General features: G+C 66.2%; 23 protein-coding genes. 11 read left to right on the top strand and 12 right to left on the bottom strand.

What is annotated here, in order from left to right; translation table 11 throughout:
• Positions 1-156: 156 nt before the first annotated feature.
• From G9408_RS07770 to G9408_RS07745, 6 genes are all read right to left on the bottom strand, one after another.
• Positions 157-828 (bottom strand): spermidine synthase, encoded by a 672-nt coding sequence (locus G9408_RS07770; RefSeq protein ID WP_328804408.1) that lies wholly within the window; start codon positions 826-828, stop codon positions 157-159.
• Between the two features lie 3 nt (positions 829-831).
• On the bottom strand, positions 832-2,079 hold the full coding sequence (locus G9408_RS07765) for an N-succinylarginine dihydrolase (protein ID WP_168453374.1): 1,248 nt from the start codon (positions 2,077-2,079) through the stop codon (positions 832-834).
• Between the two features lie 3 nt (positions 2,080-2,082).
• Positions 2,083-3,084, bottom strand: a complete 1,002-nt coding sequence (locus G9408_RS07760; protein ID WP_168453373.1) for an arginine N-succinyltransferase — start codon at positions 3,082-3,084, stop codon at positions 2,083-2,085.
• Positions 3,081-4,292, bottom strand: coding sequence for a hydrolase (locus G9408_RS07755; protein WP_168453372.1), 1,212 nt, complete (start codon positions 4,290-4,292; stop codon positions 3,081-3,083). The genes G9408_RS07760 and G9408_RS07755 overlap by 4 nt, the downstream gene beginning before the upstream one ends.
• Before the next feature lie 64 nt (positions 4,293-4,356).
• Positions 4,357-5,259, bottom strand: a complete 903-nt coding sequence (locus G9408_RS07750; protein ID WP_210423199.1) for a hypothetical protein — start codon at positions 5,257-5,259, stop codon at positions 4,357-4,359.
• Between the two features lie 414 nt (positions 5,260-5,673).
• Entirely contained in the window at positions 5,674-5,973 is a 300-nt protein-coding gene (locus tag G9408_RS07745; RefSeq protein WP_168453370.1) for a WYL domain-containing protein, read from the bottom strand.
• 214 nt (positions 5,974-6,187) lie between these two features.
• Between G9408_RS07745 and G9408_RS07740 the strand changes: the two genes are divergently transcribed.
• From G9408_RS07740 to trhO, 4 genes are all read left to right on the top strand, one after another.
• Positions 6,188-8,293, top strand: coding sequence for a malate synthase G (locus G9408_RS07740; RefSeq protein WP_168453369.1), 2,106 nt, complete (start codon positions 6,188-6,190; stop codon positions 8,291-8,293).
• Positions 8,294-8,625: 332 nt separating this feature from the next.
• Positions 8,626-9,777: a hypothetical protein gene (locus G9408_RS07735; protein ID WP_168453368.1), complete on the top strand. Its 1,152-nt coding sequence runs from the start codon at positions 8,626-8,628 to the stop codon at positions 9,775-9,777.
• A gap of 208 nt (positions 9,778-9,985) precedes the next feature.
• Positions 9,986-12,001: a GMC family oxidoreductase N-terminal domain-containing protein gene (locus tag G9408_RS07730; protein WP_168453367.1), complete on the top strand. Its 2,016-nt coding sequence runs from the start codon at positions 9,986-9,988 to the stop codon at positions 11,999-12,001.
• Positions 12,002-12,045: 44 nt separating this feature from the next.
• Positions 12,046-12,774, top strand: a complete 729-nt coding sequence (trhO, locus tag G9408_RS07725; RefSeq protein WP_168453366.1) for an oxygen-dependent tRNA uridine(34) hydroxylase TrhO — start codon at positions 12,046-12,048, stop codon at positions 12,772-12,774.
• A gap of 236 nt (positions 12,775-13,010) precedes the next feature.
• On the opposite strand, the gene G9408_RS07720 is transcribed toward trhO, so the two are convergent.
• Positions 13,011-14,333 carry a caspase family protein gene (locus tag G9408_RS07720; RefSeq protein WP_168453365.1) on the bottom strand — a complete coding sequence of 441 codons (1,323 nt, stop codon included), beginning with the start codon at positions 14,331-14,333 and terminating at the stop codon, positions 13,011-13,013.
• Positions 14,334-14,349: 16 nt separating this feature from the next.
• Positions 14,350-14,973, bottom strand: coding sequence for a class I SAM-dependent methyltransferase (locus tag G9408_RS07715; RefSeq protein ID WP_168453364.1), 624 nt, complete (start codon positions 14,971-14,973; stop codon positions 14,350-14,352).
• Positions 14,974-15,066: 93 nt separating this feature from the next.
• On the opposite strand from G9408_RS07715, the gene trxB reads away from it, so the two are divergent.
• Positions 15,067-16,032 (top strand): thioredoxin-disulfide reductase, encoded by a 966-nt coding sequence (gene trxB, locus G9408_RS07710; protein WP_168453363.1) that lies wholly within the window; start codon positions 15,067-15,069, stop codon positions 16,030-16,032.
• A 120-nt stretch (positions 16,033-16,152) separates the two neighbouring features.
• On the opposite strand, the gene G9408_RS07705 is transcribed toward trxB, so the two are convergent.
• From G9408_RS07705 to G9408_RS07690, 4 genes are all read right to left on the bottom strand, one after another.
• Positions 16,153-16,953 (bottom strand): hydrolase 1, exosortase A system-associated, encoded by an 801-nt coding sequence (locus G9408_RS07705; protein ID WP_168453362.1) that lies wholly within the window; start codon positions 16,951-16,953, stop codon positions 16,153-16,155.
• Positions 16,938-17,624 (bottom strand): alpha/beta hydrolase family protein, encoded by a 687-nt coding sequence (locus G9408_RS07700; protein ID WP_168453361.1) that lies wholly within the window; start codon positions 17,622-17,624, stop codon positions 16,938-16,940. The genes G9408_RS07705 and G9408_RS07700 overlap by 16 nt, the downstream gene beginning before the upstream one ends.
• Positions 17,625-17,739: 115 nt before the next feature.
• The gene (locus G9408_RS07695) at positions 17,740-18,006 is read right to left on the bottom strand and encodes an acyl carrier protein (protein WP_168453360.1); all 267 of its coding nucleotides are present in this window, start codon (positions 18,004-18,006) and stop codon (positions 17,740-17,742) included.
• Entirely contained in the window at positions 18,003-18,998 is a 996-nt protein-coding gene (locus tag G9408_RS07690; RefSeq protein ID WP_168453359.1) for a GNAT family N-acetyltransferase, read from the bottom strand. Before G9408_RS07690 ends, G9408_RS07695 begins: the two co-directional genes overlap by 4 nt.
• A gap of 35 nt (positions 18,999-19,033) precedes the next feature.
• Between G9408_RS07690 and G9408_RS07685 the strand changes: the two genes are divergently transcribed.
• The 6 genes from G9408_RS07685 (at position 19,034) to G9408_RS07660 (ending at position 26,958) form a co-directional block, all read left to right on the top strand.
• A complete protein-coding gene (locus G9408_RS07685) occupies positions 19,034-20,566 on the top strand; it encodes an acyl-CoA ligase (AMP-forming), exosortase A system-associated (RefSeq protein WP_168453358.1) in 1,533 nt (510 codons plus the stop codon).
• Entirely contained in the window at positions 20,563-21,792 is a 1,230-nt protein-coding gene (locus G9408_RS07680) for a pyridoxal-dependent decarboxylase, exosortase A system-associated (protein WP_168453357.1), read from the top strand. Before G9408_RS07685 ends, G9408_RS07680 begins: the two co-directional genes overlap by 4 nt.
• A gap of 173 nt (positions 21,793-21,965) precedes the next feature.
• Positions 21,966-22,622 (top strand): XrtA/PEP-CTERM system exopolysaccharide export protein, encoded by a 657-nt coding sequence (locus G9408_RS07675; RefSeq protein ID WP_168453356.1) that lies wholly within the window; start codon positions 21,966-21,968, stop codon positions 22,620-22,622.
• Between the two features lie 48 nt (positions 22,623-22,670).
• Positions 22,671-24,218, top strand: a complete 1,548-nt coding sequence (locus tag G9408_RS07670) for an XrtA system polysaccharide chain length determinant (RefSeq protein ID WP_168453355.1) — start codon at positions 22,671-22,673, stop codon at positions 24,216-24,218.
• Positions 24,219-24,232: 14 nt separating this feature from the next.
• Positions 24,233-25,246: a P-loop NTPase gene (locus G9408_RS07665; RefSeq protein WP_168453354.1), complete on the top strand. Its 1,014-nt coding sequence runs from the start codon at positions 24,233-24,235 to the stop codon at positions 25,244-25,246.
• Complete coding sequence (locus G9408_RS07660; protein WP_168453353.1) at positions 25,246-26,958, top strand: hypothetical protein; 1,713 nt, start codon at positions 25,246-25,248, stop codon at positions 26,956-26,958. Before G9408_RS07665 ends, G9408_RS07660 begins: the two co-directional genes overlap by 1 nt.
• The last annotated feature ends 25 nt before the right edge of the window (positions 26,959-26,983 follow it).

Genomic DNA, 26,983 nt, shown 5'->3' with positions numbered 1-26,983 from the left:
TAGGGGCCAGCGGCCTTGCGCAAGGCCGACGGCCCCCACCCCACTACGACTAGGCAGCAAGCTGCCAAGTCTCCGTTGCCCCTCCCCTGAAGGGGAGGGGCTGCCTCTTCGCTACGTCCTACTTCACTCGCTCGCCACCCACCGCGTGGCACGCGCCTAACCCGCCCGCGCAAACCAGATCATATGGCGCGGACCCTTGCCATTGCTGCGCGCGCGCACGCCGACCTCTTCGACCTCAAAGCCCGCGGCGCTCAATCGGCGGGTAAAGCGTGTGTCGGGCGCCGCCGACCAGATCGCCAATATGCCGCCAGGGCGCAGCGCCGCCCTGGCCATCGCCAACCCGGTCGACGAGTAGATCTGGTCGTTGGCGGCCCGCGTCAGGGCGTCGGGCCCATTGTCGACGTCGAGCAGGATCGCATCGTAACGGCGCGTCGCCGACCCGATCACGGTCGCGACGTCGTGCAGGACAAGCTCGACCCGCGGATCGTCGAGGCAGCCGGCGGCAAGGTCGGCCATCGGTCCGCGCGCCCAATCGATGATTCCGGGGACCAGTTCGGCGACGGTGATCCTTGCGTCCGGCCCCAGCGTCGCCAGCGCGGCGCGCAGCGTAAAGCCCATGCCATAGCCGCCAATGAGCAGGTGCGCGCTATCGGTGCTGCTCAGCCGGTCGCAGGTCATCGTCGCCAGCGCTTCTTCCGAACCGCTCATCCGGCTGCTCATGAGCTCATTGCCCTCGACCGCTATGATGAAATCGTCGCCGCGCCGAAACAGCCGCAGTTCGTCGCCGCCCGGGACCAGCGCCGTGCCGATCAGTTCGCGCATTTTCACGGGTCAGGCCAATATGCTGAGGTCGAGCGCTTCGAGCAGCGCGGCGCGCGCCTTGCGAACCTCGCCCGCCAGCGTTGCGGACGCCAGGTCGCCCGGCGCGATCGCTTCGGGCCAATGCTTCGCGACCACCGCGGCGATCCGGTCGAGCTTCGCCGCGTCGGCGACAAAGCGCGGATCCACCGTCACCGGGTCGGCGACGACGCGCAGCCGCAGGCAAGCGGGGCCGCCGCCGTTCGCCATCGACTGGCGGACGTTCACCGGCAGCAGTTTGCGGATCGGGCCATTGCCCGCGACATGCGCCTCCAGCCACTTCCAGACCGCGGGTGTATCCTGCGCCTCGGTCGGCAGCACCAGCCCCATGCCGCCCTCGGGCAGGCTGACGAGCTGGGCGTTGAACAGATAGGATTTGATCGCGTCGGGCAGCGTCACCGCGCTTGCGGGAACCTCGACGATTTCGACTGCGGGAAAGGCAGCGCGGATTTCCGCGTGCGCGGCCTCGCGATCCTCGAACGCGGTTTCATGGGTGAACAGCACATGCTCGTTCGCCACCGCGACGACATCGTTGTGAAAGGCGCCGCCCTGGATCGCGATGTCCGACTGGCGGATGAACAAGGTGCGCGTCGGATCGAGCCGGTGGTGGCGCGCGATCGCTTTCGATGCGTCGAGATGCTGGCGCGCGGGAAAGCGGCCGCCGCTCAACCCATAAACGAAGATTTCGACGCCCGCGGCTTCATGTCCGCTGCACAGCCGCATATGGTTTGCCGCGCCCTCGTCGCCAAAGGGCGCAGGGATTGGCGCGTGGACCGCAAAGGCCGGGTTGGCGAAGGCCAGCCGCAGCTGCGCCAACGTCCCCGGCCATTCGTGGCTGCGGTGCGGCATGGTGACCAGGTTGGCGACGGTCAGGTGGCACTTGCCGTCGGCGCTGTCGGGGGCGGGCGAGACGGTCGCGGCGTTGGCTGCCCACATCGACGACGCCGACCAGGCCTGCGCGCGAAGGTGAGCCTCGGCGCCTTTTTCGGTCGTGCCTAGCGTTTCCAGCCAGCGTGTATCGGGGCGATCGAGCGGCACGAAAAAGCCCTGCGGCAGGCCGAGCGCCAGATTATGGCGCATCTTGTCGATGCCCTGCAGCGCCGCTGCGCGCGGCTGCGACACGTCACCCGCGTTCGACGCCGAAGCGATGTTGCCGCGGCTGAGCCCCGCATAATTGTGGCTGGGGCCGATGATCCCGTCGAAATTGATTTCGGTTAGCATCGGTCAGCGTCCGATCCAGCTGATCTGGTCGCCCTTGTCGACGCGCAAGATGCGTGCTGCGTCGGCATCGATCGTGCCGTCCGCGCCGACCTTGCCAAAACAGCAACGGAAATCGGCGAGACGACCGGTCGCAATCAGCGCGTCCTCGCCGCCCTCACCGATGCCGGTGACCTCGACATGCTTTGCATCGCGGATGCTCGCCACTTGGTCGGTGCGCGCGGTCATCGTCGGGCCGCCGTCAAAGATGTCGACATAATTTTCGAACGCAAAGCCTTCATTCTCCAGCATCCGCATCGCGGCGCGGCCGGTGGGGTGGGGGACGCCGATGACGCTCCGCGCATGTTCGCCCAGCATCGCGATATAGACCGGATGCTTGGGCATCAGGTCGGCGATGAACTGGTTGCCGTGGACCGCGTTGAACTGGTCGGCTTCCTGGAAATTCATCCCGAAAAACTTGCCCGCGACCCCGTCCCAGAAGGGCGATCCGCCGGCTTCGTCGATCACCCCGCGCAGCTCGGCAAGGATACGGTCGCCGAAGCGCGCGCGGTGGCGCGCGATGAACAGGTAGCGCGATCGCGCCAGCAACAGCCCGAGCCCGCCCGCGCGCGCGGCGGGGTGCAGGAACAGCCCGCCGACCTCGCTCGCGCCGTTGAGATCATTGCTGAGCATCAGCACCTGCGCGTGGAAGGTGCGCCCCAATTGTTCGCTATGCTTGCTGTCGGTGCCGATACGGTACGAGTAAAAGGGCCAGCGCTGGCCGACCTGACCGAAAATCTGGCAGGTGCCGCGCACCTCGCCGCTGTCGAGATCCTCGAGCATCATCAGATACAGCTCGTCGGCGGGATATTCCTTTTCGGACGCGAAACTGGCCTCGGCGCGCTCGAGCTTGGCGCGCAGCGCCTTTTTGTCGGGGGGCAGGTTGGTGAAGCCGCCGCCGGTCAGCTTCGCCATCTCGTAAATGCTTTGCAGGTCGCCCGGTTTGGCCGCCCGGATCACATAATTCACACAGTCCCCCGTTCCGCTATTCTGGTTATGGCGAGCGCCGACAGCTGCGCGCGTTCGGCGAGGCTGTCGACGATCAGAAATTCGTCGGATGAATGGATCGCGCCGCCGCGCGGCCCCATGGTGTCGACCACGGGAATGCCGCACGCCGCGATATTATTGCCGTCGCACACGCCGCCCGTCGCGTTCCAGCGGATCGGCGGCAGGCCGAGCGCGGCGCCGCAGTCGCGCACCAGTTCGAACAGGCGCGTCGCGGCGGCGTCGAGCGGCTTCGGCGGACGGTTGAAACTGCCGTGGATATGGCAGTGCACGTCATGGTCGCGCGACACCGCGGCGACCGCAGCGCGCAGCGCGGCTTCGGCCTCGATCATCGCTTCGGGGGTCGATGGCCGCATGTTGACGCGCAGGATCGCCTGATCAGGGACGACATTGTTCGGGCCGCCGCCGTCGATCTTTGCGGGGTTGACCTTGAGCTCGGCCGATTTGAGCGCCGAGAGCCGCAGCGCAAGGTCGGCGGCGGCCAGCAGCGCGTTGCGACCGTCGTCGGGATTGCGCCCCGCATGCGCGGACAGGCCGTGGACGACGACCGAGAAATTGCCGCTGCCCGGCCGCGCCCCCGCGAGCGTGCCGTCGGGCAGCGCGGGTTCATAGGTCAGCGCCGCGGTCTTGCCCTTCGCCAGCTCGGAGATCAGCGCGGCGGAGGCGTGGCTGCCGGTTTCCTCGTCGCTGTTGATCATCACGTCATAGCCGACGCGGTTCGCGAGCGGCGAGGCTTCGAGCGCGGTGAGCGCGGCCAGGATCACCGAAATCCCCGCCTTCATGTCGGCGGTGCCGGGGCCGTTGAGGACACCGGGCTCGCGCCATTGCAGCGACTGGAAGGGGTGATCGGCGGCGAATACCGTGTCCATATGGCCGGTGAAGAGGAGCTGGACCGGCGCTTCGGGCCGCACGCGCAGGTGCAGATGGTCGCCGCGCTGCGTCGTCCGGATCTGCCCCGCGGCGTCCACGCTCTCGATCGGGTCGGGGGTGATCAGGCGGATGTCGCCGGGTAGCGATGCGAAGGCGTCGGCGAGCTGGCCCGCAACATTTTTCAGGCCCACAAGGTTGCCGGTCCCGCTGTTGATAGCCGCCCAGCGTTCGACCTGCGCCAGCATCGGCGCATCGGCGGCGCGCTCGATCGTAGCGGTTTCGGTGGCCGAGATGGAAGTCATGCTGCGGCTATAGCCGCGAGTGGAGTCGTTTGGCGACCCCCGAGATTGCGTGACGCACTGCGCGTCAGGGAGCCTTTTCGGACTTCGGCGACGGCTGCAGCAGCCGAGCATAGCCGTGAAGCTGTAGCGCCTTTCGCGGCGAAAGATCGGTGGTGAGGGGCGCGAGTGCCTGCTCTGCCCGGCGCGCCTGCTCCTGTGCAAACAGCGTCCGCGCCAATTCGACGCGGGCGCGTTGCCGCACATCGAGATTGCCAAAGGGGTCGAAGAACGAATCGATCCGCGAGCGATCCTTGACGCCATTCCAGGTAAAAGGCACTGCTGCCGACGCGTCGTTGGCGATCAACTCGTAACGCCGCGCGGCATCGGTAAGCGACAGTTTTCCCGTCAGCACTGCGTGCCGCGTCTGGAACAGCTTCGCTTCGGGTGAAGGTGTTGCTCCCGCAAAATCGGTGAGTACGCGCTCGATCCAACCCCAGTTCACGTTGCCCGTCGCCGCCTGCATTCCGAGCAGGTTGAACGCGAGGATCGCGCCGCGATGTTCCGCGGTCGTAGCAGCGCGCACCGCCGCGTCGGTCGGCCGACCAACGCTGGTGGCGGGTACCAGTTCGATCGTGGGGTCATGCTGCAGTATCGCTTCGATATCGGGTTTGTGGAAGTGGCCGACAACGACAAGAACGGTTTGGCCGCGCCTCTTGTGCGCGATGGCACGAATGCGCTGCGCCTGCATGTAAGTGCGATAAAGATAGAGGCGACGTGGCAGGTCGCGATCGGCGCGCGGCGCTGGTTCGGCCGCCCATTTTTGCGCGGGGGCCAAGGTTTCGGGCTTTTCAGCGGCGAAGAAGTCCCAGTCCAACATTTTGGCATCGGGAAACGTCAGGAAACCCTGAAACCCTTGCGGGCGCCGTATTTCGAGCGGGGTGTCGAGATCGACGCCAAAGCCCAATAGCTGGTCGTCGATCGGGGGCATCCAGTCGATCGGACATAATTCGATGCCCCGGCCGGTCGCATAGGGCAGGATGATCCCCTGAACCTCATAGGTGAACTCATAAAAATCCTGACGAGACGCCTGCTCCGGCGGTCTTTCGATGCAAATCGCCGCAGGCTTCAGGAGATCGAAATAGGCTGGGTAAATGCCGGGCTGGTCCCGTTCGGCAACAAGTTGGGCGGCATGGTCGACGCCCAGAATCACGAGCCTGCTCTTGGCTTCCTGCGCAGCGACGAGCGATGGAAATGCGATCGCGAGCGAAACAAGAATCCATGCAAAAACAGTGCGGGGACAAATGTTCTTCATGATCGTTCATCCGATGGCTGGCGTTCGGCGACCCCATAGCCATGGTGCGCTCAATCGGCAATCCACGCCAATTTGGCGTGGGCCCGGCGCTCAAATCGCGAGAAGCAACGTGTCGTCGCTTTGCGGCGCGGCGGCCTCGAACGAGGGGAGGGGGTCGAATTCGGCGTCGATGATCGCCGGGGAAACCAGTCCGTCGAGCTTGAAATGGCCAAGCCGCCGTTCGTCGTCGGACCGCCAATTCTTGTCGAGGTTGAGCGCGCTCACGAACAGGTCGCCGCGGCGTTCGAACATCTGGTGCGGCGCCAGCTTCATTTGCTGGCCGTTATATTGTGCGGTCACGACGCGCTTGCGCGCGATCGCTTCCATCAGGGTGAGCCGGGTTTCGCTCATGATCTAGCCTTGGAGAGGGGAGGAGAGTTTTGTTGTGCGTTGCAGCATAATGCACATGGCGAAGGCTCCGGCAAGTGTCGAAACGCAACTTATTCCCTGAAATCCTGCGCGCGATATCGTCGCCATTGCCATATCGGGCCAATCGCGGCATAGGGCGCTGGCCCTTTCCTCCCCGGGTCCACTGGCGCAGCCGCGCCGACCAGAGGGTGCATAAATGACCGAATTTCTCGACCGTGCCGGGCTGTCCGTCGATTCGCGACTGGCGGAGTTTATCGAGGCGCGTGCACTGCCCGGCACCGGGATCGATGCCACCAAATTCTGGGCCGACTTTGCCGCCTTGCTGGGCAGATTCGCGCCCGAGAATGCGGCTTTGCTCGCCAAGCGCGAGGATTTGCAGGCGCAGATCGATGCCTGGCACGAAGCGCGGGCGGGGCAGGCGCATGATCCGGAAGCCTATCAGGCGTTCCTGCGCGATGTCGGCTATCTGGTCCCCGAACCCGCGCCGTTCAAAATCGGCACCCGGAATGTCGACCCCGAAATCGCGACGATGGCGGGGCCGCAGCTGGTTGTGCCTGCGCTCAACGCGCGCTTTGCGCTGAACGCCGCCAACGCGCGTTGGGGCAGCCTTTATGACGCGCTCTATGGCACCGACGCGCTCGACGCGCCGCCTGCAAAGCCGGGGGGCTATGACGCCGAACGCGGCGCCGCGGTGATCGCGCGCGCCAAGGCGTTCCTCGACGAAGCGGTGCCGCTTGCATTGGGCAGCTGGGCAGATTGGGATTGGCATGGCGGCCAGCCGGAACTTGCCGATCCCGCGCAGTTGGTCGGGCATTGGTCGGACGGTCTCCTTTTTAGGCACAATGGCCTGCATATCGAGCTGTCTTTTGATTTGACCGGAGGCGTGGAACGTCGGGACGGGGACAAATCGCGGATCGCCGATGTCGTGCTCGAAGCGGCGCTGACCACGATCATTGACCTGGAGGACAGCGTCGCGGCGGTCGATGGCGAGGACAAGGTGCTCGGCTACTCCAACTGGCTGGGCCTGATGCGCGGCGATTTGACCGAAAGTTTTGCCAAGGGCGGCGCGACCGTGACGCGCGCTATGGCTGCCGACCGCGACTGGACGTCGCCGTCGGGCGAGCCGGTCACCCTCCACGGCCGCAGCGTGATGTTCGTGCGCAACGTCGGCCACCTGATGACGACGCCGATGATCCGGCTGCCGAATGGCGCCGAAGCGCCCGAGGGGGTGTGCGATGCGGTGATTACCGCGCTGTGCGCGCTCCATGACCTCAAAGGCCTTGGCACGCTCACCAACAGCCGCGCGGGCAGCATCTATATCGTCAAACCCAAGCAGCACGGGCCGGAGGAATGCGGCTTCACCGATCGCCTGTTCAACGCGGTCGAGGATATGCTCGGCCTCGCGCGCTACACGATCAAGGTCGGCGTGATGGACGAGGAACGGCGCACCAGCGCCAACCTGGCCGCGTGCATCCACGCGGTGAAGGACCGTATCGTCTTCATCAACACCGGCTTCCTCGACCGCACCGGCGACGAAATCCACACCAGCATGCGCGCGGGGCCGATGATCCCCAAGGGCGAGATGAAGGCGAGCGACTGGATCGCGTCCTACGAGGACCGCAACGTCCGCATTGGCCTCGCCTGCGGGCTCAGCGGCAAGGCGCAGATCGGCAAGGGCATGTGGGCGATGCCCGACCTGATGCGCGGCATGCTTGACGCCAAGATCGCCCACCCGAAATCGGGCGCGAACACCGCGTGGGTGCCATCGCCGACCGCCGCGACGCTGCACGCGCTGCATTATCATGCGGTCGATGTGTTCGCGCGGCAGCGCGAGATCGCGGGCGAGGCGGTGCCGTCGCTCGACCGATTGCTGAACATCCCCGTCGCCACCGGACGCAACTGGAGCGAGGCCGAGATCACCCGCGAGCTCGACAATAATTGTCAGGGCATTTTGGGCTATGTCGTCCGCTGGATCGATCAGGGCGTCGGCTGTTCGAAGGTGCCCGACATCGACGACGTCGGCCTGATGGAAGACCGCGCGACGTTGCGCATCAGCAGCCAGGCGCTCGCCAATTGGCTGCTCCACGGCGTGTGTTCGGCGGATCAGGTCGACGCCGCGCTCGCGCGCATGGCGGCCAAGGTCGACGCACAGAATGCGGGCGATCCGCTCTACGAAAAGCTGACGCCCGAGGGGGTCGCCTATCAGGCGGCGCGCGCGCTGATCTTTGAGGGCGTGGCGCAGCCGTCGGGCTATACCGAGCCGTTGCTGCACAAATATCGACTGGCGAAGAAGGCGGGGTAAGGGGCACGGCGGCTGGCGACCAGACGCTGCTCCTGACCAAATTCGTCATCCCGGCGAAGGCCGGGATCTCACCCTATCGGATCTACGCACCGGCGAGATCCCGGCCTTCGCCGGGATGACAGAAGAGAAGATGTGCAGGAACGACCGAAGTCGGCTGGGCCCCGGCTTTCGCCGGGGAGCAGAAGGTCCGCCCCCCACCCCAAAGAGGACAAGCCATTGTAAGCATTGCGCGACGAGCGTAGTCCTTCAAGGTCAATTGATCCTTTGGGTGAACAGCTATCGTGGCGAACCGAGCCTTTCGCGAGCTTCAGTCGAACGCGGGTGGTCGACAAATGCGGTTGCGTTCGCGCGCTCGCCTCGCCGCCGCGATTGCGCTGTTCGTCAGCGCCAGTTTCGCGGCATCGCCCGCCGCCCACGCGCAAGGCAATGTCAGCACCGTCATGGAAATCGGCGGCAGCAAGCTCGCCGTGTCGGCGCAGGAAATGCGCGCACTGTCGGCGCTGGGCAATCTGGCGCGCGCTACGCAGTCGGCGCGGCAGGATCGCGCGCTCGCCGATGCCCGGCGGGTGGCGAACAGTCGCGACGCACGCTTCGCATTGGCCCTGTATGAGCTGGAGATCGGAAATCGGCGCGGCGACGATGCCATGCGCGCCGGGGCGCTCGACGTGCTGATTGCCAGCCCCTTGACGCGGCCCGAACGGCTGGTCGGGCATTTGGCGGCCCGCGGGCAGATCGCCTATCGCGCCGGTGATTTCGATACCGCGGGCGCTTTGTGGGGGCGGCTGGCCGAATTGACCCCCGCCGATCCTGACGCGCTGGCCAATGTGGCGCAGGTTCGGCTGGCGCAACAGGATGCGGTGGGCGCGATGGACCTGCTCACGCGCGCGATCGCGGCGCGGACGGCGCTGGGACAGCCGGTGGCGGAGGGCTGGTATCGGCAACGGCTGAGCATTGCGCAGCAGGGGCAGCTGGTTGCGCCCGGCGTCGATGCGGCGCGCGCGTTGGTCGCTGCTTATCCGACCCGCGAAAACTGGCGCATCGCGCTGGTGGTGTATCGGCAACTGGTCGCCACAGAGGGGGCGCTGGAAATCGACCTGTTTCGGCTGACCCGCCAAGTGGGCGTGCTGACGCAGGCGGCGGAATATCAACGGATGGCACAGCTGCTCAACGAAGCGGGCCAGCCGCGCGAAGCGAAGGCTGTGCTGGCGGAGGGGACGCAGCGCGGGCTGCTCGACGCCGCCACGTCGCCGACGCGCGAAATCATCGCCGAGGTCGAGCGGGCGATTGCGCGGCCCGGTGTCGTGCGGCCGGAGCCGCCAAGCGCGGCGGGGGCAGCGGTCCGGTCGGGCATGATGCGGCTGAACGCCGGACAGCGCAGCGAGGCAGAGGCAGCGTTTCGCGTCGCGGCGGACGATCCGGCGGGTGGGCGTTACACCGATCTGGGCTTTTTCTGGCTGGCATGGTTGGCGCAGGGACCAGGTTGAACCGCCGTCGCCCCCGCGCAGGCGGGGGCCGCTGTCGGTGTTACGCAGCAGCGCAGGATCAGACCGATTGCGGCCCCCGCCTGCGCGGGGGCGACGATCGGCTTAGGGGCGCTCGCTCCGTTCCGCGCCGCCGTTTCCATACAATACGCCTTGCCCTCATTCGCTATAACGCGCCATCTTGGGCGCAGGGCAAACTGGGGGCAGGGCGATGACGGCACCGTTTAATTTCGGGCAGCTCAAATTTCTGAAGGCGCTGACCGAGGCGCTTTTTCATGGCGCCGAGATGGTGATTACCGCCGATCAGGTGGTCGACAATATCTGCGACCTGTTCGCCAAGGTCGGCGGGACCAAGCTCGATGAAATCCGCCTGTCGCTGACCGCGACCGAGGTCGTGCTGGGCGGGCCGTTCTTTACCGAGGATGATGTTGCGGGGCGCGCCGCCAAGCTGAAGAACCGGCTTCAGAACAGCCAGATCGACTTGTTTCAGGACATGGCGCGGCTGCGCGGCATCGTTTACGCCTGCTATTACGGCCATTGGCAGCCGGGGCTGGAGCCCGGCGATCAGGACGCCAATGCCGCCAATCCGGTGCACCGCCAGATCGGGTTCAAGCTGCCGAAACACCGTGTCCGCGGCGATGGCGAGGTAGAGATCAAACCGGTCGTCGGCCGCGAGATCGACGAAGCGCATATTCTTGATGCTACAACGCTGGGCGACGAATATGATGTAGTCGTTATCGGGTCGGGCGCGGGCGGGGCGGTCGCGGCGCATAATATCGCGGCGCAGGGTTATAAGGTGCTGATCGTCGAGGCGGGACCTTTTTTCCCGTCGCCCAAGATCAACCACCACGAACTCGACATGATCGCCAGCCTCTACAAGCATGGCGCGCTCCAGACCTCGACCAACCGCGATTTTGTCGTGTTCCAGGGGCGCTGCGTCGGCGGATCGTCGACGATCAACAACGGCATCTGCCTGCGCGTCAACGAAGCGGGACGGACGCATCCCGATGCGTTGGATGTGCTGGCGAAATGGGCCGCCATCGGCGCGCCGATCGACGCCGCAGCGTTCCACGCGAGTTACGACGCGGTGCAGGCAAAGCTGGGCATCGCCCGCATCGAACCGCGCAGCGGGCGCCACAACGGCCCCCATCTGATCGAGGGGTGGAAGACCTATGCTGCGCAGTCGGGCAATCCGCGCGACGCGCGCGCGGTCACCGACTGGTTCGCCAAGAATTTCGGGCCGCCGAACACACCCAACGCCTGCGCCTATTGCGGCTATTGCAATTCGGGCTGTCCCTATGGGCGGCGGATGGGCGTGGCGCAGACCTATCTACCCGCGGCGTGCCGCGATTTTGGCGCGCGCATCCTGCCCGATACGAAGGCCGAGCGGATCGTCTGGCAGACCGCCTATGACGGGCGGCGCGAGGCCGAGGCGGTGGTGCTGATCCTGCCCGGCGATGTGCGGAAAATGGTGCGCGCCCGCGTCGGCGTCGTGGTCGCGGGCGGCACGATCGCCTCGTCGAAGCTGCTCGACCGCAGCGACATCGACGGCACCGGTTATCAGGTGTCGCTCAACGTCGCCTCGCCGGTCGTTGCGTTGATGCCCGAGGGAGTCGGCGGCAATGCGTGGGACGAGGACCAGATGTCGAGCTATGTCGATGTCGGCGACTATCTGCTCGAAAGCCATTTTCAGCCGCCGATGTCGATGGCGTCGCTGATGCCCGGCTGGTTCGCCGACCATGCGAGCCGGATGAAGAATTTCGGCCGCGTGCATTCGGCGGGCATCCTGTTTCCCGCCGACCGGCGCGGGCGGGTGACGGGCGACAAATTGCAGTTCAGCCTCGATCCGACCGACGATCTGCCGGTGCTGCGCGACGCGATGGCGACGCTGACCAAGGTGCATTTCGCCGCCGGGGCGATCGAATGCTATCCGGCGCTGGCGCGGGGGCAGGTGGTGACGCCCGACATGGACGTTGATGCCTTTTTCGCCGCTGCGATTCGCGAACAGGACGACGTGACGCTGTCGAGCAGCCACCCGCATGGCGGCAATGCGATCAACGAAGACCCCGCGCATGGCATCGTCGACCTCGGCTGCCGGGTGCACGGGACGACCAATGTACTGGTCACCGATGCGAGCGTGTTTCCGAGCTGCATCCGGGTGAATGCGCAATGGACCACGATGGCAATGGCGCATTATGCGACCGGGCGGGGAGATCCGTTCGGGTAGAAGGGGCTAATTCGCTCGACACGAACGGCTAAGGGGCGTTGATCATGACCTTCACCGTTGCCGCCCTTTACCGCTTCGCGCCGTTCGACGATCCCGCCGCGCTGCGTCAGCCGCTGATCGACCTGTGTGCCGAGTATGGCGTGAAGGGGACGGTGCTGCTGGCGCGCGAAGGAATCAACGGCACGATCGCAGGCAGCGCCGAGAGCATCGCCGCAGTGATCGACCATATTCGCGCGCTGCCCGGTTGCGCCGAGCTCGATGTCAAATATTCGACCGCCGCAGCCATGCCGTTCCAGCGGATGAAGGTACGGCTGAAGAAGGAAATCGTCACGCTCAAGGTTTCGGGCCTCGACCCCGCGCGCGATGCAGCGCCCTATGTCGACCCCGCCGACTGGAACGCGCTGGTCGACGATCCCGGCACGGTGCTGATCGATACGCGCAACGGGTTCGAGGTGGGCTATGGCAGTTTCGACGGCGCCGTCGATCCCGCGACCAAAAGCTTCGGCGAATTTCCCGACTGGTGGCGCGCCAACGCCGACGAATTTGCCGGCAAACGCGTCGCGATGTTCTGTACCGGCGGCATCCGCTGCGAAAAATCGACTGCCTTCCTGCGCAGCGAGGGCGTCGAGGAGGTCGTGCATCTGAAGGGCGGCATCCTCGCCTATCTGGAACAGGTTCCGGCGGAAGAAAGCCGCTGGCACGGCAGCTGCTTCGTCTTCGACGAACGGGTGAGCGTCGGGCATGGGCTGGTCGAGGTGGGGGAGAAGGAATAGGCCGACGGTTGTTTAGGGGTGGGGAGCGGACGTCGCGGCAAAGACACGCCCTCCCCTTCAGGGGAGGGCAGCGAGACTTACGAACTTGTTCGTTAGTCGCAGCGGGTGGGGGCCAGCGGCCTTGCGCAAGGCCGCTGGCCCCCACCCCACTACGACTAGGCAGCAAGCTGCCAAGTCTTCGTTGCCCCCCCCCTAAAGGGGAGGGGCTGCTTTTCCCTTACGTCCCCTTCCGGTCGCTAGCTGACCACCAACGTGTACGTGACCCGATAGTCGCTCGCATCGCCGTCCAGCGTTTTGGTGAATGTCCCCGCTGTTTCGCCAATGTCGATCGTCCCGATATTGTCGCTGCCGCCGATGTCGTCGAATTCGCGCAGCTGGAAACTCACCGGCTGGTCGAATTCGAAAACCTGATCGACGACCCAGCTTTCGCCCTTCTTGATCGAATAAATGTCGCCCTTGCCCTCGGGAAAACGCTGGCCGGTGTTGAAGCGCAGGAACAGCTGATCGGGCAGGCCAAGCCCCAATCGCCCGGTCAGCTTGATGCATTCGACGCGGATGTTGGTCAGCGTGAATTTGCGCGTTGCCGGGCGGGCCGATGCCGCGGGCTGCTTCATCGCCACCATCGTTACCGGTGCGGCAATCGCGTCGGGCGTTTTCAGCAGACGATTGATATTGTCGTTCGCCTGACCCGCATATTTTCCCGATGGAAATTCCGCGAGATATGCCTTGAATGCCTCGACATTATTTTCGGCCATCGCACCTTTCCACAGCAATTCCTCCAGCCCGCGGCGTTCACCCGATGCGCCGGACGGGCGCGGTACGAGATAGACGGGCGTGCCGGTGATGCTGGCGCTGACGAACGGCCGCTGGCTGCCGCCCGTCGCCGCCAGCACATCGTCGCGGATCAGCCCGCCGAGTAGCTGCACCGGCACGTCGGGTTGCGGCAGGCGCTTGGCGAGCGAGGTCGCAAAGGGTGAATTGCCGGTGGTGCCGTCGGCGGCGGTCTGTCCCGGCGCGGCAGCAAAGATGACGAGCACATCGTCGGCCTCGACCCCCGCCAGCCCGTTCACCACCGCGCGCGTCCCCGATCGCCACGACCGCCCGAAGGGATTGTTGCGGCACGAATCGAGGATGACCATGCGAATCTGCGCGCCCGACACCGATTCCATCAAACGGTCGAGGTTGATCGCCTCATAAGGCAGGTCGAGGTCCGATTGCAGCTGCGCATCGGTCGGGATCAGCCAGTTCTTGCCCTGCGCCTCGATCCCGTGGCCGGCGAAATAGACCATCGCGACCTCGGCGCCGTCGGCCTTGGCGCGAAAGTCGCGCATCGCTTTCTGGAAATCATTGACCGCAAGGTCGGCGGCGATCGTCACGTCGTCGAACCCGGCCTGCCGCGCCGATGCGGCGATGATCCTGATGTCGTTGACCGGGTTGGCAAGGCGGCTGGTGTTGGCATAGTCGCTGTTGCCGATGACCAGCGCGACCTTGCGCGCTTCCGCCGCGGTTGGCGCGAGCAGGAAAAATGCGGTGAGGATGACAGGCCAGAATCGCAACATCTCGCAATCCTCTCTCTCAGGCGGCGTGCGCCGCGCCATATTCGTACCAACCGAACGGCCGGGGGGTTTTGGGGATATAGGCGGCAGCCTGCCGGTCGACCGCAAAGCCTGCCTTTTCATAAGCCTCGCTGATCGGGCGGGTCAGGTGGCAATTGCCGCCGATGCGTTTCCATACCGGTTCAATCCGCCGCTGCCATTTCGCGACCCCGGCATCGGGTGCGGCGCCATGTTCGAGAAACAGCGCGGTGCCGCCGGGCTTCAGAACGCGGCGGATTTCGGCGAGCACCGCCGCCTGATCGGCGACCGAGCAGAGGGTGAAGGTGGTGACGACGGTGTCGAACCGGCCACTCTCAAACGGCATCGCTTCGCCAACCCCGCCCCGGATGTCCGCGTCCATTCCGCGCGCCTGCGCCGCGGCGCGGCTCATCGCGAGCAGCTCGGGCGAGGGGTCGAGGCCGGTAAAGCTGGTGATCCGGGCGGGATCGTAAAATTCCATGTTGATCCCGCCGCCGCAGCCCAGCTCGAGCACATCGCCGCTGGCGTTCGGCACAACCTTGCTCCGCACCTTCATGATCTGCCCCTGCGAACAGGCGCATTTGATCAGCCGCGGCACCTCATGACGTTCCCACCAGCTTGCCATTTAACGGACTCCCCTTGGCGCGGAAGGTGACCCTTGCTAGCGCGGTTGGCAACACCCATCTGTGCCTGCCCGCACAGCCAGAGAAAGATCGTCATGCCCACCACCCATCACACCAAGATGCTCATCCTCGGTTCCGGCCCCGCGGGCCTGTCCGCCGCCATCTATGCCGCGCGCGCCGGGATGATGCCGATCGTGGTGCAGGGGCTGCAACCCGGCGGCCAGCTGACGATCACCACCGACGTTGAAAACTACCCGGGTTTTGCCGAGGTGGTGCAGGGGCCGTGGCTGATGGAGCAGATGACCGCGCAGGCGACGCATGTCGGCACGTCGATGATCTGGGACACGATCGTCGACGTCGATTTGTCGCAGCGCCCGTTCAAGCTGACCGGCGATGGCGGCGACGTCTATATGGCCGAGACATTGGTGATCGCGACCGGCGCGCAGGCGAAATGGCTGGGCGTGCCGGGCGAGCAGGAACTGGGCGGCAAGGGCGTTTCGGCGTGCGCGACCTGCGACGGATTTTTCTATCGCGGCAAAAAGGTCGTGGTGATCGGCGGCGGCAATACCGCGGTCGAGGAGGCGCTGTACCTGACGAACCATAGCGACGATGTGACGCTGATCCATCGCCGCGATCACCTCCGCGCCGAAAAGATTTTGCAGGACCGGCTGCACGCCAATCCCAAGATCAAGGTGCTGTGGAACAAGCGCGTCGACCGCTTCGTCGCGGGAGAGGGCGTTTCGGGGCTCGTCGGCGTCGACCTGATCGACACGGTGACGGGCGAGGCGAGCTACGAGCCGACCGACGGCGGCTTCGTCGCGATCGGCCACAGCCCGTCGACCGAGCTGTTCAAGGGCAAGCTGCCGCTGGATAGCGACGGGTATCTGGAAGTGACGCCGGGAACGTCGCTGACGTCGATCCCGGGGGTTTTTGCCGCGGGTGACGTGACCGACAAGGTCTATCGTCAGGCGGTCACCGCCGCGGGCATGGGCTGCATGGCAGCGCTGGATGCTGAGCGGTTTCTGGCCGAGGCGGAATATAAGGCGTTGGTCGAGGCGTAATTTCAAAAGCCCCTCCCCTTCAGGGGAGGGGTTGGGGTGGGGGCCAGCGACCTTGCGCAAGGCCGCTGACCCCCACCCGCTGCGACTAGGCAGCAAGCTGCCAAGTCTCGCTGCCCTCCCCTAAAGGGTAGGGCGGAGAATCTTCAGTATCTGCTCAGCCAACCAATCCCCATCATCCCCCGCAAAGCTGTGCGACACGCTGTCCAATCGTTCGACCGGTACCGCGCCCGGATGGCAATTCTCGACGAACGCCTGCGCCGTGCGGTCGCCGGTGGCGAGCAAAATCGTGGCCGGACAGGCGAGGTTGGCGAGCGCGGCGTCGAGGCGCGCGGGCAGGCTGTCGGACGCGGCGGACGCGGCGCGGCGGCCGAGCGCCGACAGGCCGCGTGCCAGTTTCTTGAAGTCGATGTCGCCCTTCAGCAGCCGCAGCAGGCTTTTGGGATCGGTCAGCCGCGCAAGGTAACGCGCGCGGATCGCCGATGCGGGGGGCAGCGCGGGTTCGTCGGCCTCATCGTCGGCGCCGCCTTGATAGGTCCACGGATTGGCGAGGATCAGTTCGTCCAAGCCAAGCGGCTGGTGGAGCAGCAGCGCGCTGGCGGCGTCACAATTGCCAAAGGCGACGATGCGGGTGAGGTGCGGCGCGGCCGCGCGAAAGGCGGCGATCGCGGCGGCGACGTCGGGGGCGCTGCTTTCAAAGCCGCCGTTCGCGCCGTCGCTGTCGCCGATCCCGCGGCGGTCAAAGCGGAAGACGGGGTGACCGGCGTCGGCGATGCGCTGTGCCAGCATCGCCATGCCGCGATGCGCGCCGCTGCGGATTTCGTTGCCGCCCGACACAATCAGCAGGCCGGTAGTACCGGGCGCGTCGTCGAAGCTGGCGGCGAGGGTCGCGCCTTCGCAGGCGAAGCTCAGCTGATGCCGCATGTCTGGCTCCAGGCGGCGATGTCGGCGGCGATCGCCTCGGCCATCGCGCCATCCTCGCCGGGTTCGGCGCGCAGCCACAGCGGGGTTCCGGCGATCGCGTTGGCACCGCTGCCGAGGGTGACGGTGCGGAGCGGCGCCACGGGCTCGACCGCGGCGCTGCCAAGCTGTCCCATCATGGCGGGCGACAGCAAATTTCCCGCGAGGAGCAGCGGCGCGGTGGCAGCTTCGGCTTGCAGGCTGTCGAGCGACGAGGTCAGCCCGGCTTCGCGGTCGGCGGCGACGCGGGCACGCATCAACGTGCGGAGCAGCGACGCGCCGCCGATAGGGGCAAGCCGCCACCACGCGGCGGCGCTCGCGAGGTGATCGATCAGCGCGCCGCCGCGCAGCGACGCGATGATCACCGGGCCATCAAGCGTCGCGGAAACCTCGGCCAGCGCTTCTTGCCAGCGATGAAGATCGGTCTGGTCCAGCGGCACAAGGCTTTCATTCTGGCCGGGCAGGTCGGGGAGAACGGCGGCGAGCCCATGGCGCGCCAGCGCGCGCATCGCCAGCACCAGTGTGCGCCGGGTGCGGTTCGCTTCCTCGAACAAAGGTGGGACGAACAGCACGGTGGCGCGCGGGGCGTCATCGGGTGCGATGCGGAGGATATGTTCGGGGGTGGGGAGAGGCATTCGCATGCTCCCTGTCGTCATCCCGGCGAAGGCCGGGATCTCTCCGTGGCGTTTTCCGCGACGGCGAGATCCCGGCCTTCGCCGGGATGACGAGGTAGGGAGGACGGCGCGACCTTCAATCGGTCACCTTGCGCAGCGAGAACGCCAGCAAATTGCCATAGGTTTCAAAAATTTCGCCGTCGATTTCATCATCGTCGATGAGAATGCCGAGCCGGTCTTCCATCTCGGTCAGTACCGTCGCCACCGCCATCGAATCGAATTCGGGCAGCGCGCCGAACAGGCCGCTGTCGTCGGTCAGTGCCGCGGCGCGCGCTTCGCCCAGGCCGAGGACGTCGGCGAGCAGGGCGCGGAGGGTGGTATCGACGGTGGCGGCTTGGGTCATTTGTCTTTCCTGAGCAGCGAGCGGGCAAAAGCCTTCAATGCCGGTCCCCATGCCGCGATGCGCACGGGATTGAAAGCCTCGATCCGCCACAGCGGGTCGTGGCGGTTCATCCAGTCGCGTTTGTAGCTGTCGTTGCCGGTCCCGAAATCGACGCGCTTTACGCCGTCTATCGTGATGACGTGACGGAACAGCGCCGCCGACAACAGCGTCCCGGGTGAGGCTCTCAGACTATCCTCGACATGCGCCAGCTTGTGGATGAAGGCGGTGCCGTCCTCGACGGTCCAAAACTGCGCCGCGACCGGCGTCCCGTCGATGCGGGCCAGCCCCATGCGAAGCGTGCCGCGCCCGCCCTCTGCCTCGGCAAAGGCGCGCAGCAGGGCCGGGTGCCCTTCCTCGGGTTTCCAGCTCGCGGCGTAGATTGCCTCATAGGCAGCCCAGCTGTCCGGGTCGAATTGAGTGAGCAGCTGAATATCGACGACGCCCTTTTTCGCCTTACGCTGGACGGTGCTCCGGAGCGCGCCGGGGCGGCTCGCCCACCAGGCGTCATGGTCCATGTCGCCGAGATCGAGCCAGTGGCGATCGCCCGCTGGCGTTGCTTTCATCCACCAGCCGGCAGCGCGCAACGCGGCGGCGAGGTCGTCGGGGGCGCTGACCGGGTAGAGCGTCAGATGCGCGGCTTGCTGGCGGGCATTGCGGAACAGCGCCCGCAATGCGGCGCTCCGGTCGCCATCGCCGGTAAATAGCGGTCTGATCGCAAAGCTGTACCAGTTGGTGAGGCCCGCGAACTTGCCGGGCTTTTCGATCCGCAGCGGCAGCCATGCGGTGACGTTGCCCGCGCGGCCCTGCGCGTCAATCCGACCCTTTCCTGCAAAGCCATGTGCCGCGAGCAGGTCGAACCACGCCGCACGGTCGAAGGGCGAGGCAACGCCCTCGGCGCGCGCCGTAGCGGGCAGCCGTTCATCATTAGCGTGATGTTCACCGTTCCCTTGCATGGTGTCGCCCTCTATCACTGCACTCCTAACAGCCGATGACCAAAGCCGAAAACCCAACTTCCAGGCCGATCGACCATCTCGCCCGCTGCGGCGCGCCCGATGCGGCTGCGTTGTTGATCGGAGACGCTGGGCTGACCTTTGCTGAACTTGACGCAGGGGTCGGGCGGCTGGCGGCATGGTTGCTGGCGCAGGCGGGCGCGCCGGGTGAACGGGTGGCGAGCTGGAGCGCGAAGACGCGGCTGGCCTGCCTGATGCCGCTGGCGGCGGCGCGCGCGGGGGTGATCCATGTGCCGGTCAATCCGCTGCTCAAGGGTCCGCAGGTCGCGCATATCCTGGCTGACAGCGGGGCGAAACTGCTGCTCACGAACAGCGCGCGGGCAGAGATGCTCGGCGACGGTTTGCCCGCGGGTTGCATCGTGCAGGATCTGAAGATCGCCGAGGAAGTAATCGATTCGAGCGGGGACGGGCTGGTGCCATCGTCAGCTGATCCCGACGATCTGGCGGCGATCCTCTATACCAGCGGATCGACCGGGCGGCCCAAGGGCGTGATGCTGAGCCATGCCAATCTGTGGCTCGGCGCCGAAAGCGTTGCCTCCTATCTTGAACTCGCGCCCGAAGACCGCGTGCTTGCGGTGCTGCCGCTCAGCTTCGATTATGGGCAGAACCAGTTGCTTTTGAGCTGGTATGCCGGCGCCGCGGTGGCGCCGCTCGATTATCTCACCCCGCGCGACGTCGTGAAGGCGGTGGCGCGGCATCGCGCGACGACGCTGGCGGGGGTGCCGCCGCTCTGGGTGCAGCTGGTCGAGAGCGACTGGCCCGGCGAGGCCGCAGCGTATCTCAAACGGCTGACCAACAGCGGCGGCGCGCTCACACCGTCGCTGATCGACGCGATGCGGGCGACCTTTCCCAATGCCGACATTTATCCGATGTACGGGCTGACCGAGGCGTTCCGGTCGACCTATCTCGAGCCGAAGCTCGTTCCCCACCATCCGACCTCGATGGGCCGTGCGATCCCGCATGCCGAAATATTGGTGTGCCGCCCTGACGGGACGATCACTGCCGACGAGGAACCGGGCGAGCTGGTGCATTGCGGGCCGCTGGTCGCAAAGGGCTATTGGCGCGATGCGGAACGGACCGCCGAGCGCTTCAAAGCGGCGCCGCGCGCGTCCGAATATGGCGGAACGGCGGTGTGGTCGGGCGACACGGTGCGCCGCGACGCCAACGGCCTTCTCTATTTCGTCGGCCGCGACGATGCGATGATCAAGACCGCGGGCAACCGCGTCAGCCCGACCGAGGTCGAGGATGTCGCGGTCGCGTCGGGGCTGATCTACGAAGCGGTCGCTTTCGGGGTGTCGGATGCGCGGCTGGGGGCCGCGATCATCCTGATCGTACGCGGCAAATCCGGAGTGGCTGACGAAGCAGGGCTGAGCGCTCATCTGCGCCAGAATCTGCCCAATTTCATGCAGCCGCAGACGATCGAATGGCGCGATACGCTGCCCCGTAACCCCAACGGCAAGCTCGACCGCGTGGCGATTGCCGCCGATTGGGCGCAGGCGGTGGCGGCATGAAGCCGCACGGTCCGATTCCGCCGGGTTACGCCGCCGATGACGACGGGATGCTGCTGATCGGCGGCGACCGCGCCGATACGCTCGCCGACATGGCAGGCGACACGCCGCTGTTCGTTTACGACAGCGCGATGTTGACCGCGCGGGTCGCCGAATGGCGCGCCGCAATGCCCGCCGACGTGCAGCTGCATTTTGCGATGAAGGCAAACCCCTATGCGCCGCTGCTTGCCTTCATGGCGCGGCTGGTCGACGGGTTCGACGTCGCGTCGGGCGGCGAGCTGAAAGCCGCGATCGACGCCGGGATGCCCGCGGGCGACATCAGCTTTGCCGGACCCGGCAAGCGCGACCGCGAGCTGGAGGCAGCGATTGTGGCGGGCGCCACGCTCAATCTGGAATCGGCGGGCGAGGCGGAGCGCGCGCTGTCGATCGCCGCGCGTCTCGGTCTGACACCCAGCCTGGCGGTGCGGGTCAATCCCGACTTCGACCTCAAGGGCTCGGGGATGAAGATGGGCGGCGGCGCCAAGCCGTTCGGGGTCGATGCCGCCGAGGTTCCGGCGCTGGTTCGACGCCTGATCGCGGCGGGCGCCGACTGGCAGGGCTTCCATATTTTCGCGGGATCGCAGGCACTTGATGCCGAGGCCATCGCCGACACGCAGGCGCAGACGGTTGCGCTGGCCGCCAGACTGGCGGACGAAGCTGGCGCGACGCCGCCGCTCGTCAATCTGGGGGGCGGCATGGGGGTGCCTTATTTCCCCGGCGACACCGCGGTCGATGCCGCGGCGGTCGGCGCGGCGCTGGGCGACACGCTTGCCGCTCGCGCCGATGTGCTCGCGAAAAGCCGCTTTGCAATGGAACTTGGGCGCTGGCTGGTGGCCGAGGCGGGCGTCTATCTGACCCGCGTCGTCGATCGCAAGACCAGCCATGGCGAGACGTTCCTCGTCACCGACGGCGGGCTCCACCACCAGCTCGCGGCGAGCGGCAATTTCGGGACGGTGATCCGGCGCAACTATCCGATCGCGGTCGCCGGGCGGTTCCGCGATGCGCCTGCCGAAACGGTGTCGGTGGTCGGGTGCCTCTGCACCCCGCTCGACCGGCTGGGCGATCAGGTCGCGTTGCCGCGCGCCGACGTCGGCGACCTGATCGCGATCTTCCAGGCGGGCGCCTATGGCGCAAGCGCGAGCCCCGCCGCCTTTCTGGGGCAAGGCCCGGCCCGCGAGATGCTCGTCTGACGCGGCAAAACCTGTTCCTTAACGGGACAGTTCTGCCGATGTGCTAGTCAAACCTATCTCAATACTAACTCTATGTTCACCCTTTTCGCGCAAGGGTGGATGCTGACGCATTGACGGTTGCCGCGGGGATTTGCGCCGTGGCGGCTGCCCGCGGCACGAAAGGTTGATTGATTATGGCTTCGTTCCCTTCGCTTCGCGTCGCCCGCGCCGCGCTTGTTTGCGGTATCGCGTCGACGGCGCTCGCGGGCTGCGCCAGCACGGGCGGCGGCGCGCCGCAGCTGCCGAGCGCGACCTTTGTCCAGAATCAGGAAGGCCCGGGCGAGGAATATATCATCGGCCCGCTCGACGAGCTTCAGATCTTCGTGTGGCGCAATCCGGAACTCGGCGGCAAGGTTCAGGTGCGGCCCGACGGGCGGATCACGACGCCGCTGATCACCGATATGCCCGCGGTCGGCAAGACCCCGACGATGCTCCAGCAGGATATCAAGCTGCAGCTCAGCCAATATATCACCGACCCGATCGTCAGCGTCATCGTCACCACGTTCAACAGCACCTTTTCGCAGCAGGTGCGCGTCGTCGGCGCGACCGAAAAGCCGGCATCGATTCCGTTTCGCGCCAACATGACCGTGCTCGACGCAATGATTGCAGTTGGCGGCCTCGGCGAATATGCGGCTGGAAACAAGGCGCGACTCGTCCGTTTCGACAAGGGCAGCGGCAAGCAGCAGGAATTTGCCTTGCGGCTGAATGACCTGATCAAGCGCGGCGACATCAAGGCCAATGTGCGGTTGCAGCCCGGCGATGTCATCATCATCCCCGAAAGCATGTTCTGACCCAGACCGACCGCCGACCGACCCATATCCAAGGATTGACCGTAGCCGATGACCAGCCTTTACGACGAATTCCGGGTGGCGCTGCACAGCGTCTGGACGCGCCGGTGGCTCGTGCTGGCGGTGGCATGGGGCATTTGCATCCTGGGCTGGCTGGCGATCGCGTCGATCCCAAACCGTTATGATTCGCGCGCCCGGCTGCTCGTCGACATCAACGAAATCCTGCCCGATGATCCGCAGGGCGGCGCCTATGGCGGACGCCAGCGCATCGACCAGATCCGCGAAACGCTGACCAGCGCGCGCAATCTGGAAAAGGTCGCGGCGACGACGGGTCTGCTTCCCGCAGGCGCGGGCGAGCGCGAAAAGGCGGGCGCGGTCGCGATGCTGCAAAAGAATATCAAGGTTGTACCGCAACAAGATAATATCTTTGAAATAACCTCGAGCGTCGGGGTCGGCAGCCTGTCCGATGCCGACAATGCCAAGCTGGCTTCGGGTGTGCTCGACAGCCTCATCACCGTGTTTCGCGACGACCAGCTGCGCGGCGGGCGGATGAACGCGCGCGAAGGGCTGAAATTCCTCGATGCGCAAATCGCCGACCGCGAAAAGGCGCTACGCGAAGTCGAGGCGCGCCGCGCGGCGTTCGAGGCGCAGAATATCGGGCTGATCCCCGGCGGGGCCGGATCGCCGGCACAGCGCGTCGAAGCGGCGCGCGCCGAGCTGGGCCAGATCGATTCGCAGCTTGTTGCCGCGCAGGCACAGCTCGCTGCCGCCAACGGCCAGCTCGCGTCGACCCCCGCGACGATCAACGTCCCCGGCATGGGCGGCGTCGGCGGCGGGGTTGCGCGGCAGCAGCTGGCAGGCGCGCAGAACGAACTGTCGTCGATGCGCGCGCGCGGGCTGACCGATGCGCATCCCGACGTCATCGCGCTGAAAAGCCAGATCGCCTCGCTCAAAGCCATGGCCGACCGCGAAGGCGCGGGCAGCGGTGGCGGCGGCAATTCGCAGAACCCGGCCTATGCCTCGCTCGCCGCGATGCGCGCCGAGCGGCAGGCGACGGTCAGCGCGCTCAATGCCCGCAAGGCGCAGCTGAGCGGCGACATCGCGCGGATCACCAGCCAGCAGATCCAGAACCCCGGCATTGCCGCCGAATATGACCGGATCAACGGCGAATATACCGCGTTCAAGGCGCAATATGACAAGCTGCTGGCACAGCGCGAACAGGTACGGCTGCGCGGCGACGTGCAGACCGAAACCGACGCGATCAAGATCGAACTTCTCGATCCGCCGACGAAGCCGACCAGCCCCGCGGCGCCCAATCGGCCCTTGTTCCTGACCCTCGTCCTGCTCGCCGGGATCGGCGGCGGGATCGGCGCTGCCTTTGGCCTCGGCCAGGTGCGCGCCAGCTATGCCACCGCGGCGAAGCTGGAGCGCGCGAGCGGATTGCCCGTCATCGGTTCGATCACCGAAGTCGTGACCCCCGAACGCCACGTTGAGCGGCGCAAGAAACTGGTTTGGCTGGCAAGCGGCGGCGGCGCCTTGGTCGGGCTCTACGCCCTGCTGCTGGTCGCCGAATTCATCCAGCGCGGCATGGTAGCGTGACGGGGGACGATGACATGAACGACCAACGCAAAGTCAAGCGCCCGCCCTCGCTCCTCGAACGCGCGGCCGACATGTTCGGCCTCGATCCCGCGGCCAATGCGCCGACGATCGACGTGTCGAGCCTGCCCCCCGAAGCGCCCAAAAAGGCCAAAAAGGTCCAGGCCGAACCGGTTGCAGAAGTCTTGCCGCCCGAGGCGATCGCCCCGGCCAGCCCGACGGTCGAAACCGCCCCGACGCCGCAGCCATCGCCGCGCAAGGAGATCGCCAAGGCCGCCCCTGCGATCGTTCCGACGCGGCAGGGGACGATAGACCGCGAGCGGCTGGCGTCGCGCGGGATGATCGTACCCGGCACCCCGGTGACCGGAATTTCCGAAGAATATCGCATCGTGAAGCGCGAATTGATCCGCAACTTCGGCGGCACCGGCAATCGCCCGATCCTGCCGCGCGGCCACCGCGTGCTGATCGCCTCGGCCAACCCGGGCGAGGGCAAGACCTTTTCCGCGGTCAATCTGGCGCTCAGCCTGGCGGTCGAGGCCGACCATGACGTCCTGCTGATCGACGCCGACATCGCCAAGCCGAGCGTGCTGGAAGCGCTGGGGCTGGAGGATGGTCCGGGGTTGATGGACGCGCTGGCCGATGCGCATCTGCCACTTGGTGATTGCCTGATCCAGACCGATATTCCGGGCCTGAAGGTCATGCCCGCGGGCACCGGGCATATGCACGACACCGAACTGCTTGCTTCGGCGCGCACCGATGCGTTGCTGGCGCAGCTCGAACAGGGCGCCCCCGGCCGCATCCTGATCATCGATTCGCCGCCGGTGCTGGCGGCGTCGCCCGCCGCGGTGCTCGCCGGGCATGTCGGCCAGACGATCATGGTCGTGCGCGCCGATGAAACATTGGAATCCGCCCTGCGCGACGCGATCGGCCTGATGGGCGCGTGTCCGCATATCCAACTGCTTCTCAATGGCGTGAAATTTTCGCCGGGTGGCCGCCGCTTCGGCACCTATTACGGACAAGGAGGCGCGTGATGCGCACCACCACCACATTGCGCCGCACGGGCGTGCTGGCGGCGCTGCTGCTGGCGGGAACCGCGACCGGCGCGCAGGCGCAATTTTCGGGTGATCCCGCATCCGGCGCCAGCGACGCTCCGGCTAGCGCGCCGTCGGCCGAGCCGGGCCGATCGGCCAAGCGCGCCGAAGCGCGTCGCAGCCAGCGACAGGTCGATGTCAGCCCCTATCTGGAGGTCGGCCAGGTGCTGACCGCCGACCTGAAGAACGGCGGCGACGTCCTGACCTATACCACGGTGGCGGCTGGCGTTGACGCCGCGATCGTGACCAGCCGCGCCGAATTGGCGGCGACGGTGCGGTATGAACATCGTTTCGGGTGGAACGGCGGGCTTGACGATTCCAATACGATCAGCGGGCTGGCGCGCGGCCGGATCGAAGTGGCGCGTGGGCTGAACTTGGAGGGCGGCGCGCTTGCGACCCGCACCCGCGCCGACGGCGCGGGCGCCGACAGCGGCTTGTTCATCGGCGACGCCAGCAATGTCGCGAACCTCTATTCGGTGTATGCCGGGCCGACCTTGGCGCGGCGGATCGGCGGGCTTGATGTCGGCGCCGGTTACCGCTTTGGCTATACCAAGGTCGATGTCGATACGCCGCCGATCCTGTCGCCGGGATCGCAGCCGCAGGATATTTTCGACAGCTCGACCAACCATGTCGCCTGGGCCAGCGTCGGCGCGCGCCCCGGCGATCTGCCGTTCGGCTGGCAGGTTTCGGGCGGTTATGAACGCGAGGATGCCAGCCAGCTCGACCAGCGTTTCGAGGGCAAATATGCCCGCGCCGACGTGACCATGCCGATCGGGCCGACCGTCGCGCTGCTCGGCGGTGTCGGTTACGAGGATATCGAAATCGGCCAGCGCAATCCGGTGGTCGATGCGGGCGGCGTGCCGGTGCGCGATGCGAACGGACGTTTCGTGACCGACAAATCGACCCCGCGCCAGCTGTCGTTCGATACCGACGGCCTGATCTGGGACGCGGGTGTGATGTGGCAGCCAAGCCGCCGTACGTCGGCGACCGCGCGCGTCGGGCGCCGTTATGGCGATACCATCTATACCGGCAGCTTTTCCTATCGCGCCGACCATGCGACGACGATCCAGGTCGGCGTCTATGACGGGCTGTCGAGCCTTGGTCGCGGGCTGTCGGGCGGACTGGCGGCGCTGCCGACCCAGTTCGATCCGACGCGCAACCCGATCGGCGGCAATATCAACCCGTGCGTATTCGGACAGGCGGGCGGCGGATGCCTCAGCAACCAGCTCGGCAATGCAACGGCGGCGCAATATCGCAGCCGCGGGGTGCAGGCGACGATCGGCTCGCGCTTTGGCGGGTGGAATTACGGGGTCGGCGTCGGCTATGACCAGCGCAAGCTGCTTGCCCCCTTGCTGTCGCCGATCGCCAGCCTGAACGGGATCAAGGACGAGAATTATTATCTGTTCCTGTCGGCTGGGCGCCGACTCGACGCCGATTCGGACATCAGCCTGTCGGGCTATCTCAATTATTTCGACAATGGCGCTCCGGGGGTCAGCGACGTACAGTCGGCGGGGCTGTCGGCCGCCTATTCGCGCCGGTTCTGGCGCAGCCTGACCGGCACCGCGGCGGCGAGCCTGAACGCGTTCGATCAGGATGGCTTCAACAGCCAGCTTATTGGTTCAGCTTTGGTGGGACTGCGTTACAACTTCTGATGGGCTCGACCCATTGGGCAACGGG

This window comes from Sphingopyxis microcysteis (assembly GCF_012274265.1).
GTDB lineage: Bacteria > Pseudomonadota > Alphaproteobacteria > Sphingomonadales > Sphingomonadaceae > Sphingopyxis > Sphingopyxis microcysteis.
The sequence above is the reverse complement of the archived record's forward strand: the minus strand, read 5'-3'. Positions and strand labels throughout refer to the sequence as shown.

Bases quoted from the DNA above. Each gene is read 5' to 3' on its own strand.
- G9408_RS07765 (WP_168453374.1), bottom strand. From the start codon at position 2,079: ATGCTAACCGAAATCAATTTCGACGGGATCATCGGCCCCAGCCACAAT.
- G9408_RS07755 (WP_168453372.1), bottom strand. From the start codon at position 4,292: ATGACTTCCATCTCGGCCACCGAAACCGCTACGATCGAGCGCGCCGCC.
- G9408_RS07750 (WP_210423199.1), bottom strand. From the start codon at position 5,259: ATGCCCCCGATCGACGACCAGCTATTGGGCTTTGGCGTCGATCTCGAC.
- G9408_RS07745 (WP_168453370.1), bottom strand. From the start codon at position 5,973: ATGAGCGAAACCCGGCTCACCCTGATGGAAGCGATCGCGCGCAAGCGC.
- G9408_RS07740 (WP_168453369.1), top strand. From the start codon at position 6,188: ATGACCGAATTTCTCGACCGTGCCGGGCTGTCCGTCGATTCGCGACTG.
- G9408_RS07735 (WP_168453368.1), top strand. From the start codon at position 8,626: ATGCGGTTGCGTTCGCGCGCTCGCCTCGCCGCCGCGATTGCGCTGTTC.
- G9408_RS07730 (WP_168453367.1), top strand. From the start codon at position 9,986: ATGACGGCACCGTTTAATTTCGGGCAGCTCAAATTTCTGAAGGCGCTG.
- trhO (WP_168453366.1), top strand. From the start codon at position 12,046: ATGACCTTCACCGTTGCCGCCCTTTACCGCTTCGCGCCGTTCGACGAT.
- G9408_RS07720 (WP_168453365.1), bottom strand. From the start codon at position 14,333: ATGTTGCGATTCTGGCCTGTCATCCTCACCGCATTTTTCCTGCTCGCG.
- G9408_RS07715 (WP_168453364.1), bottom strand. From the start codon at position 14,973: ATGGCAAGCTGGTGGGAACGTCATGAGGTGCCGCGGCTGATCAAATGC.
- trxB (WP_168453363.1), top strand. From the start codon at position 15,067: ATGCCCACCACCCATCACACCAAGATGCTCATCCTCGGTTCCGGCCCC.
- G9408_RS07705 (WP_168453362.1), bottom strand. From the start codon at position 16,953: ATGCGGCATCAGCTGAGCTTCGCCTGCGAAGGCGCGACCCTCGCCGCC.
- G9408_RS07700 (WP_168453361.1), bottom strand. From the start codon at position 17,624: ATGCCTCTCCCCACCCCCGAACATATCCTCCGCATCGCACCCGATGAC.
- G9408_RS07695 (WP_168453360.1), bottom strand. From the start codon at position 18,006: ATGACCCAAGCCGCCACCGTCGATACCACCCTCCGCGCCCTGCTCGCC.
- G9408_RS07690 (WP_168453359.1), bottom strand. From the start codon at position 18,998: ATGCAAGGGAACGGTGAACATCACGCTAATGATGAACGGCTGCCCGCT.
- G9408_RS07685 (WP_168453358.1), top strand. From the start codon at position 19,034: ATGACCAAAGCCGAAAACCCAACTTCCAGGCCGATCGACCATCTCGCC.
- G9408_RS07680 (WP_168453357.1), top strand. From the start codon at position 20,563: ATGAAGCCGCACGGTCCGATTCCGCCGGGTTACGCCGCCGATGACGAC.
- G9408_RS07675 (WP_168453356.1), top strand. From the start codon at position 21,966: ATGGCTTCGTTCCCTTCGCTTCGCGTCGCCCGCGCCGCGCTTGTTTGC.
- G9408_RS07670 (WP_168453355.1), top strand. From the start codon at position 22,671: ATGACCAGCCTTTACGACGAATTCCGGGTGGCGCTGCACAGCGTCTGG.
- G9408_RS07665 (WP_168453354.1), top strand. From the start codon at position 24,233: ATGAACGACCAACGCAAAGTCAAGCGCCCGCCCTCGCTCCTCGAACGC.
- G9408_RS07660 (WP_168453353.1), top strand. From the start codon at position 25,246: ATGCGCACCACCACCACATTGCGCCGCACGGGCGTGCTGGCGGCGCTG.